10 protein-coding genes are annotated in these 9,203 nt (G+C 45.2%); 1 reads left to right on the forward strand and 9 read right to left on the reverse strand.

Annotation, left to right across the window (positions count from 1 at the left end):
- Positions 1-65 precede the first annotated feature (65 nt).
- The 3 genes from B1A85_RS14185 to B1A85_RS14195 form a co-directional block, all read right to left on the reverse strand.
- Complete coding sequence (locus tag B1A85_RS14185; protein WP_104547555.1) at positions 66-518, reverse strand: Hsp20/alpha crystallin family protein; 453 nt, start codon at positions 516-518, stop codon at positions 66-68.
- A 230-nt stretch (positions 519-748) separates the two neighbouring features.
- A complete protein-coding gene (gene sbcC / locus B1A85_RS14190; protein WP_104547556.1) occupies positions 749-3,772 on the reverse strand; it encodes an exonuclease subunit SbcC in 3,024 nt (1,007 codons plus the stop codon).
- 602 nt (positions 3,773-4,374) lie between these two features.
- Positions 4,375-4,620, reverse strand: a complete 246-nt coding sequence (locus B1A85_RS14195) for a hypothetical protein (protein WP_104547557.1) — start codon at positions 4,618-4,620, stop codon at positions 4,375-4,377.
- A 65-nt stretch (positions 4,621-4,685) separates the two neighbouring features.
- Here B1A85_RS14195 and B1A85_RS14200 point away from each other — a divergent pair, with 65 nt between their 5' ends.
- The gene (locus B1A85_RS14200; RefSeq protein WP_104547558.1) at positions 4,686-5,849 is read left to right on the forward strand and encodes a hypothetical protein; all 1,164 of its coding nucleotides are present in this window, start codon (positions 4,686-4,688) and stop codon (positions 5,847-5,849) included.
- A 163-nt stretch (positions 5,850-6,012) separates the two neighbouring features.
- On the opposite strand, the gene B1A85_RS14205 is transcribed toward B1A85_RS14200, so the two are convergent.
- The 6 genes from B1A85_RS14205 to B1A85_RS14230 form a co-directional block, all read right to left on the reverse strand.
- The gene (locus B1A85_RS14205; protein WP_104547559.1) at positions 6,013-6,675 is read right to left on the reverse strand and encodes a Na(+)/H(+) antiporter subunit B; all 663 of its coding nucleotides are present in this window, start codon (positions 6,673-6,675) and stop codon (positions 6,013-6,015) included.
- Positions 6,672-7,235 carry a DUF4040 domain-containing protein gene (locus tag B1A85_RS14210; protein WP_104547560.1) on the reverse strand — a complete coding sequence of 188 codons (564 nt, stop codon included), beginning with the start codon at positions 7,233-7,235 and terminating at the stop codon, positions 6,672-6,674. The genes B1A85_RS14205 and B1A85_RS14210 overlap by 4 nt, the downstream gene beginning before the upstream one ends.
- Positions 7,228-7,506, reverse strand: a complete 279-nt coding sequence (locus B1A85_RS14215; protein WP_104547561.1) for a monovalent cation/H(+) antiporter subunit G — start codon at positions 7,504-7,506, stop codon at positions 7,228-7,230. The genes B1A85_RS14210 and B1A85_RS14215 overlap by 8 nt, the downstream gene beginning before the upstream one ends.
- Before the next feature lie 2 nt (positions 7,507-7,508).
- The gene (locus B1A85_RS14220) at positions 7,509-7,769 is read right to left on the reverse strand and encodes a hypothetical protein (protein WP_104547562.1); all 261 of its coding nucleotides are present in this window, start codon (positions 7,767-7,769) and stop codon (positions 7,509-7,511) included.
- Positions 7,766-8,155, reverse strand: coding sequence for a Na+/H+ antiporter subunit E (locus tag B1A85_RS14225; protein WP_104547563.1), 390 nt, complete (start codon positions 8,153-8,155; stop codon positions 7,766-7,768). The genes B1A85_RS14220 and B1A85_RS14225 overlap by 4 nt, the downstream gene beginning before the upstream one ends.
- A partial coding sequence (locus B1A85_RS14230; RefSeq protein WP_104547564.1) for a cation:proton antiporter occupies positions 8,152-9,203 on the reverse strand: 1,052 nt, incomplete at its 5' end. The genes B1A85_RS14230 and B1A85_RS14225, both read right to left, overlap by 4 nt.

The following is a 9,203-nucleotide window of genomic DNA, read 5'->3' on the forward strand; positions in this document are numbered from 1 at the left end:
CCCTCACTCACGAGCAGCGATCGCCTTTGCTAGCTGCTTTTCTAGCTTTGGTGAGTTTGAATAGCTTATTGACTATTTGCCAAGTTGACCTTAACAACTCGGCGGCGAGCTTCTTCTGCCTTCGGCATTGTTAGCGTCAAAATACCATTCTTAAACTCAGCTTGCACTTGGTCGTGCTTCACAGGTGCAGGTAAATCGATCTGACGCTGGAACTTGCCGTAGCGCAATTCCGAACGGAAATATCCTTGCTCTGCAATGCGGTTTTCATGACGGTGTTCGCCCGCAATAGAAACGCCTTCCCGACTGACTTGAATGTCGAGATCCTTGCCTTCGACACCAGGAATTTCTGCCTTCAAAATTACGTTCTCGTCCGTCTCTTCAAGTTCAATCGCGGGCATCCAATTCAACTTGCGCCGCCTGGAATCGTCGTTGAACTCAACTAATTCATCAAATAATTCGTTTATCTGGCGACGCAGAGTTTCCATTTCTTGAAATGGTTGCCAACGTACTAATGCCATATAGGTTTCACCTCCAAGTTAAAACATGGAAGATATGAAGCGTCAGTTTTTCTCAAAGGGTATACTCAGAAAATCGCGCTAGCTAACTTGGCTCATTAACCTCTATCTGTAGTATCTATAGATTTGCTTTTAAATCAACCATTTCGTCAGTAGGGAAAACCATACTGATGTAGTAGTACTTTCTTCCAGATAGAGATTCTCTATGCTTCTGGGTTACCTTATGACGTTATTTAACTTGCTAAACTGAGACGCGAACCGTTTTGGGTTTTAGCAACTTCAATTCGGGCTTGGAAAGCTTCTTTGAAGTAGGGCATATGCGTCACAGTGAGAATGCACGCAAAATCGCTTGCGATCGCATTGATCGCTGCAATTAAGCGATCGCATCCTTCTTGATCTTGAGTACCAAATCCTTCATCAATAATCAGTAACTGTAGTGCGGCTCCGGCGCGTTGCGCAAGCAGTTTAGCTAACGCCAAACGAATCGCAAAGTTAATCCGAAACGCTTCCCCTCCTGAGTAAGTTTCATAAGGTCTTGTGCCGCGTGCATCAGCGATGAGAATATCAAGCGTATCGATCATTTTAGTCGCTTTTTTGCGCGTTCCACTCCGCCCTGCTTTTTGCGTGACAAATTGCACGTGCAATTGATTCGCACTCAACCGCGCCAAGAGGTGATTCGTTTCAGCTTCGAGTTGTGGCAAGACATTCTCAATCATTAATGCCTGAATGCCATTTTTGCCAAAGGCTTGCGCTAATTCTTGATAAATGCGGTACTGCTGTTTGGTTGCTTGTAGTTGTTGTTTTCCTTGTTCGTATTGTGTTTGTAGGGCTTCGAGTTGGTTAAGCTGTTGCTGAAGTTGTCCTAAATGACTGAGTTGTTCGTCAAGCTGTCGCCGACGAAACGCTAGCTGCTGTTCTAAGGCTTGAATTTCTGCTATTGGTAAAGGTGTTTGTTCGAGTTGCTGCGTCAGGGACTCGATTTGCGCAACCAGAACTTGACGTTCCGCGCTTCTTGCTTGAATCGCTTCTTTGAGGTCTTGCGATCGCGCTTGCAATTGTGGATACTGCTCTTGCGCATTTTTTAGCTGTTGATAGCGAATTTGCCATGTTTGCGCCTGACGCAAGGCGACACGGAGCGCGTTATGCTGTTCAGGTGCATAATTAATGGTTTTGATTTTTGCGTCTAAAGCCGCAATTTGGCGCGCGCATTCAGAATGCGTTTGCTGCTCGACGATTTTTTGATTTAACTGTGCAATTTGTGTTTCGATCTGTGGTTTTCGCTGTAAAATTTGTGACAAACGCTTTTGTGCATCTTTTAATTGTCCTTGGCGAATCTCTGCCCAGCGCCACCGCTCAATTTCACTGCGAGCTAAGGCATGATCTTGCTCGTTGTAATTTAACTGTTGTAGTTGTTGTTCAATTTGTTGCAGTTCTGCTTGTCGATCGAGTGCGTAGTCACCTTCAGCTAGCGATCGCTCAAGTTGCTGTTTTTCTGCAATAATCTGTTGCAAATGGCGCTGCAAGTCATCGGTTGCTTCGAGTTGCGCGGCGAGTTGTCCGCGTTGTTCTCTTAACGCATCGTAGCCTGCAAGTTGTTGCGAGATTTCGCGATATTCTTGACGCAGTACTTGAATTTCGCGTTCAGATACTGCCATTTGCTCGCGGATGACCCACAACTGTTGTTGAATTTCTTGCTGTTCGGTTTGGGTTTTTTCGACGACACGTTGCCAATGATGTTCTGTTAAAGGGCGATCGCATAACGGACACTTTGCATCGGGGTTTTGCAACATTTGCAGCTTTTGCTCTAATTCCCCCATCTGTTTTTCGTAGTCGCGTTGATGCGCTTGTAGGCGTTCCATAAAATGACGCCGTTCTTGTCCTTTTTCGCGGACTCGTTCGAGGTAAACGCGCTTTTTCTCGAGTTGTTCGAGTTGAATGGCGACATCCATCACCGCTTGTTGAAGTTGCGGTTGGCGTTGCTGTTGATGAGTAAGTTGATTTTGAGAAGCTTGCAGTTCTTCAAGTCGTGCTTGCATTCGTGCTTGAACGCGTTCGAGTTGCGTTTGCAGCGATGTGCGGTATTGCAGTAGCGGTGTCACTTGCAATTGCAGTTGATCCAACTGTTTTAACCGATCGCGCGCGACCTCTAGTTGTGCTAACGCTGCTTCAACTTCGCTCGATTTTTGCAATGTTTGCTGAATTTCTTGTTCTTGCTGCTGTAAGGCGACAAGTTGTCCTTCAGCGTGTTGGAGTGAGGAGCGAATTTCATTGACTTGCTGCGTGAGTTGCTGCTGTAAGTGCTGAAGTTGCACGGTAGCGCGGGAATGTTCTTGGAATTTGGCAGAAAGCGTTTCTTCCTCAGTTTGCAAGCTTTCGTACTTAGCATAGCCTGCGTAAATTTCGTCGGTATGACTCAGCGTTTCTTCAATCGCTGATAGCTGTTCGTTAATAGCGCGACGTTCTTCCGCTAGGCGATCGCTATCTTGCGTCAAGTTTTGGTATTGCTGTTGTAAAAATCCTAACTGTTGTTCCCAAGTTTGTCGCTGGTGTTGAATGACTTGTAAGCTTTGCAGTTGAATTGTGTCAAATGCCTGCTGTTGTTGTAGCTGGTTGTGTTGTGCTTCTAACTCGGCGCGTTCTTGTGCGATCGCTTCTTTGTGCTGCAACTGGTTTTGCATTCCTTCTAAAGTGCGCTCTAGTTGTTCTGCTTGCGCTTTAAACGAGCGCGATAAGTCTTTTGCTCTTTCCTCTAGATCGTCGTATTGATTGAGTTTGAGCAACTCTGCTAATATTTCTTTGCGCTCGGTTGGACGCTTGAGCATAAATTCGTCAGCGCGTCCTTGGCGGAGGTACGCCGAATTAATAAACGTATCGTAGTCAAGTTTGATATGTTCTAAAATTAATTGCTGCGTAGCTCTTACACCGCGTTCTGTCAAAGCCCGAAATCCATTTGGTGTCGCAATCTGAAACTCTAGCAAACTACTTTGTCCGCGGTGGCGCGTCCGAATCACGCGGTATTGATGCTGGTTACTGATAAAGATAAAGTCTACCTGAACTTCTTTTGCACCTGTGTGGATAATATCGTCTTCGGATACCGCACGACTTTGTCCCCAGATTACCCAAGTAATCGCTTCGAGTAACGAAGACTTGCCTGCACCATTCGAGCCACAAATACAAGCAATATGCAATCCCGAAAAGTCAAGAGTTGCATCGCGGTAGCTTAAAAAATTTTTCAGCGTAAGTTGAACTGGAATCATCTAGGCTTTAGCGCCACACTTAAAATATATCTAAGGAATAACAGTACATTTGCACTGTTGCCTAGTCTATCCACGAGATATATCAGGTTTCCAGCATTCGAGCCGTTACCTATAAAATTCTTAATATAAAGGAAATTTCCACAATAAAAATGCCCTCTGCTGTATGTCAAGAAGGCATTGCTAGTCAGAACAAAAAGAAGCAGTAGATTTGTGGCTACCAACAAGAAGCATACTCGCTTGGTATGACGGCGTTATGACAGCGAGATGGTAATGTTGTCACACTTCGTTTAGTTTGTAAAAAACCTGGGCGTTACGAAGGATATTAAAACAGGTGTTTCTCATTTAGTAACTAAGTTGGCAAGTAAGATCTCTTATCTGCACCGCTAGAGCGATCATTGTGACAAATTTAAGTTACAGCGCGATCGCATTACAAATTTTGATTAGCTACTGAGCATTCTACTGTAGATAAGTTGGCAATAATTCCAACCAAGTAGGCAGTCGATTTTTGATATTTTTGGTGGAACTAATGCGCAATAATTTGGTAAAAATGCTACAAGCGTTCAGCTTTCTGCGTGAATGTGGCTGCAATTAAACTAACTTAGCTAACTCGTACTGCGACGTTTTTGTTGCTTGACTAGTACTGGTCTAGGTTTCTTCTTTTTAGCTACTTTAGTGCTACGAGTCATACTTGGACGACATCGTTCGCAATATAAAGGACGCGGGCCATAAGTCTCGCGTTCAACATCTTTGTTACACTGCTTACAGATGAACTTGTACACGCGCGTATGAATGACACGCTCGTGTGCTCTCACAGTGTATTCGCGGACGTGAACTTTCTTGGATGGCATAGGCTAAGAATAATATACTGCTGTAAACAATATGCTAGCGGCAAGCAGGAGTCCTATTTTGAAGAATGCATCAAAATCATCAATTCATTCACAACTTAGTTGAAATGCGCGAATACTACCAAGCGATTCTCCAAAAGTGCGATCGCGCGAGTGCTCATGCTAGCGCTCAAGTCAATGCGCTCAACGCCTTGTTAGCCGATCGCTTTTTTGAAGATCAGCACATAGAAAGCTTACTGCAACTGAGAGCGCACTATCAAACGCTATACGCACAGCAGCAACAACAAGCCCAAAATGCTAGAGAGCAGCTCGGACACGTCAATGCACTACTCGCAGACCAGCTAGCATTACAACACAACGAACAAATTGCTTTTCCATCAGCGACAATAGCACAAAAACAGCTTAACGAAGGATTAACACGCGTTACGGATCAGCATGACAGCTCATTGCCGCAACAACTAGAACAAGAAAAGTTAAAGTCATCAATACTTTCCAACTCTAGCCAAGCACAGCAAGACATACAAGAACTTCCACATCCACAGAGCCAAAGCTTTGTTTCTATTCCAGAAGCACAGCATTTGGAATCCAACATTCCGCTCAAGTCACCAGCGCCTCTCTCGCAATCGCGCTTCTTAAAAACACCACTAGTTCCAAAATATCAACATCTAACTAAGTCAGAAGCCGTTGAACAGCTACTACAAAAGAATGAAGGAAGGATATTACACGTTGATTACATTATTCGTGCTTTGCATGGAGAGCTTGATGCTGAAAAACTCAAAGCAGAAAAGTTAAGAATGAACGATACTCTCCGCAAAGGAGTGGAAAAAGGATTATGGGATAAAGTCCCTGATTCGCCTGGTTGTTACACTATTGACTTGACGTTAGTTGAACAAAGAAGTCGGGGCACAACACCAACAAATTCAAGCCAAAATCAAAAGAATCAACTTCCTAAGCGCACATCCAGTCAAGAATCAGAACCGCTACGCTTGCCACGTTATCGTGGAATGAGTTTCACTGGAGCAGTTACCACTGTTGTACAGGAAAAAGCTGGCGAGATTTTGACTCCAGAGATAGTAGCAAAAGAGTTGTACGGTGACATAACAGGAAAAGCTTTGACACAAGCTAAAGCCAAAGTCGGCAAAACATTATGGAATGGCGCGAAACAAGGACGCTGGCAAAGTATTCCAGGTCAGCTAGGAATGTATACATTGCCATTGAACTCTTTGAGTTAGACTTGCTGCTCAAATCGTTACCTAATATAGCAGCGTTCAGAGGTCAGGAGGTGCGGGGGTCAGCGAATTAGACGTTATAGGTGTTGAGTTAACAAAACTTCCCACAATCCAAGACCTTAAGAACTCAATATTCAAAAATGATGTCCTAACTATTGCCCTCGATTTACAATAGTCCGCGATAACGAATAAACAGTAAAATAGCCGCCCAAGAACCCAACGCAACTTTGACTGCAACGAGAACATTGAGTAAAGGAATAGCCCCGCCACTGACAAGTGTGCCTAACTGTCCGTGTGGTAATTCGATGCCGCTGAGCGTAACAACTGCTAGCACAATAAAAATTACAACGGAAATTTTTTCCCATGTAGCAGCGTGCCAACGTTTATAGAGTGCTTGCATCCACACTGATGGTGAAGTAATCGCCACAAGACCGATCGCTGTTCCACCTGCTACCCCAGCAGCAAAGCCGCCACCTGGACTTAAATGTCCCCGAATCGCCAGTTCGATACTCACCAATGCTGTAATCGTTGCACCCAGACGCGCTAGCACGATTGATGGTTGATCTGTAAATTGATAGATTTTCGTGGTTGGCTTTTCGTTGGCTAGTAGATAATAGGCTCCTAAGATAGCGATTGAAAATACAACCACCTCGAAAATCGTGTCATACAAACGATTTCGGAAAATGATACCTGATACGGCATTAGGTACTCCACTATCTTGCACAACTAATTCAACAATCGAGACCTCCGTCACGTCGAGTGCTGGATTAGGGATGAGCAGCATTTTGACAAACATGGCAATACCTGCCACAATGTAAATCCACTTCACGAGTGCTTCTCCTTAGCGTCTAATGGATTGACATAAGTGAGACTAGTTTCTGGCGAGGCAAGTTCAGTTTGCATAATTTCATAAAGTCGTTGAACTCTGGTTACAGTGTGATAAGGTTGCGCGTGCGGATGCGATCGCTGAACGCACGTTGTATGAACTTCTTTGTCAACCAGCGCTTGCTCTAGAGATTGCATATCGGGGTAGGGAAATACTTCAAGCCGCATGTGACGTTTGCGTAAAATTGTACGTAACTCATCGAGGAGTTGTGCAAACTGCTCGCTTTGTGCTGCACTCCATTCTTCTTTGAGAACGCCAAGACGCATAACCAGGGACGAGCGTACCGCAACTGCATACAGCGTAATTGCCAGCATAGTACCGACTAGTGCTTCGGTCAAAGCCACATCTGCCGCACCCAAAACCGCGTATACCAAAGCGGCGATCGCGCCGAGTATACCGCGAATCACTAAAGCATGATATGGATTGACCTGAAACACCAGCATAAACGCACTTAATGGCAACAAAGCCGCGATCGCATAAATATAGAAATCATTTTCATTCATAGCTGTCTCCGCGACTCGAACAGTATGCCAGCACGTATCCCAGCACGGTGTTCCAAATTGCTAAGGAGATAATCGCCAAGATCAGCAACGGCCATTCACTGGGAATTTTCAGCAATAACCCAAAAATGATACTCATTGACCCCAGCGTATCCGCAACTGAAAGGCTATGCAACTTAAACAATATAGAGCGCCTACCTAATAGGTGCGAAGTTCCCCAAAACCAAAAAAGAAGTCCTAAACTAATGCAGATATAACTCAGTAAGTCAATCATTTTTACGAATTTGAAACATCAATCATGCGTTTAATCACGTGTGCTAGTAGCATTAAGGCGGCGTTGCCCACACTCAAGATGATGACAGCGACAATCCCGATCATCCAATCATCGCGAAAGACCGATACAACAAGTGCCATAATTGCCGTTTTAGTTGCAATACTCGCAAAGGCTAACATTCGCTGCCAGACTTCATCATCGCGCCACGCTGCGTAAGTTGGTATGAGTAACGCCAGAATCATTGCTATGAGTACCAAGTTCATGCTTTTTTCCTCCGTTGCACGCGGTGAACTTCGTACCAGCCGTCTTCGTGATATTTCAAGACAATCGTTTTGGGTGTAAAAGTGATCAAAAAGATATCGAGAAATATCAGTCCTGGCGTTCGTCGTGGCGGAACTCGTTCCATTGTCACGACTTCTTGGGTATGCGGGCGAAGCATAATCTCAAAAGCCTCGATATAAGCTTGTGGAATCGCGATGACGATTTCCCAAAGCGCCCGCAGCCAATCTTTTAATGCTGCGCGAGATTTGTGGTTATGTGGCAACAGCAGCGCGACGCTGACACCGATGATGATATTGACCGCGCTGAAATTAGCAGTGAGTAAAAACCAGATAGCCAGTCGTAAAATCAGGTTGAGATATCCAGTCATGTAAATACCATCCAAAACAGCAAAATCAACATCAGACTCATTCCACCAATCAGATGCTCAAATTGTTCAAGTACGCGCGGTAGCTTGAGTTCTAAGCGTCGAACACCCAAAAAATATGCTCCCCAGCCAGCACCAATAATCGCGAGGACTTTCGCAGTATTAGCGACAGTATACGTTTGGTAGTACGCAATATTGGCGATCGCCAGCGCTGCAATCAACGGTACAACTGCTAGCCACAAACCGAAGCGAATTTTTTCACTGCCTCCACGCGGCAGAAAGATGAATTTAGCATAGACGATCGCAGTTCCTGTGGCGGCAATGTTCATAGCGATCGCGTACGCGGGTGACAAATCTTTTAGCGTGAGAATCTTTGCTGCAAAACCCACCAACAAGGGAAAGCCTGAAATCGAAAGACTCGCTATCACTAAGGCAACCCACAGCGCTGTATTAACCGATTTTTGTTGGAGTTCCTTAAAGCTGCGGCTAGGTAAAGTACCTGCGATCAGAAACAACGTTGATTTAGCTAGCCCGTGTGCCAGTGCATACAAGCCTCCCGCACTTGGTGCAACGAGAATCCAGCCCAACTGAGAAACCGTACTCAACGCTAGCGTCCGCTTCGTATCTTTTTCCAAAATTGCATAAAACACGCCAAGTAGAGCTGCCCCAACGCCGAACAGCCGCACAATCGCATCCACCTCATCCAAAATTAGCGCACACCGTACCAGCGGAAAGACACCAGCTTTCACCACAACTCCTGATAGCAAGGCGGAAACGGGCGATTCTGATTCAGAATGCGTTAACGGTAGCCACAACCCTGATACAAAAACTCCTCCTTTGGTCAAGAGTCCAAGAAAGATCAACGCGAGTGCCTCAATTGGTGCGTTGCCTAACCCTGCAAACGCAAACGAATGATTTGCTTGATAAACCAACACTGCACCCACCAGATAAAACAGCATGGCTGTGTTGCTGACAAACAGATAGCGCAAGCCAACCCACAGCGAGCGTTCGGTTCGGGGGTAAGCAATCAACAGAAACGCCGCAATTCCTA

The sequence above is a fragment of the Chroococcidiopsis sp. TS-821 genome (assembly GCF_002939305.1).
In the GTDB taxonomy this organism is placed as follows: Bacteria; Cyanobacteriota; Cyanobacteriia; order Cyanobacteriales; family Chroococcidiopsidaceae; genus Chroogloeocystis.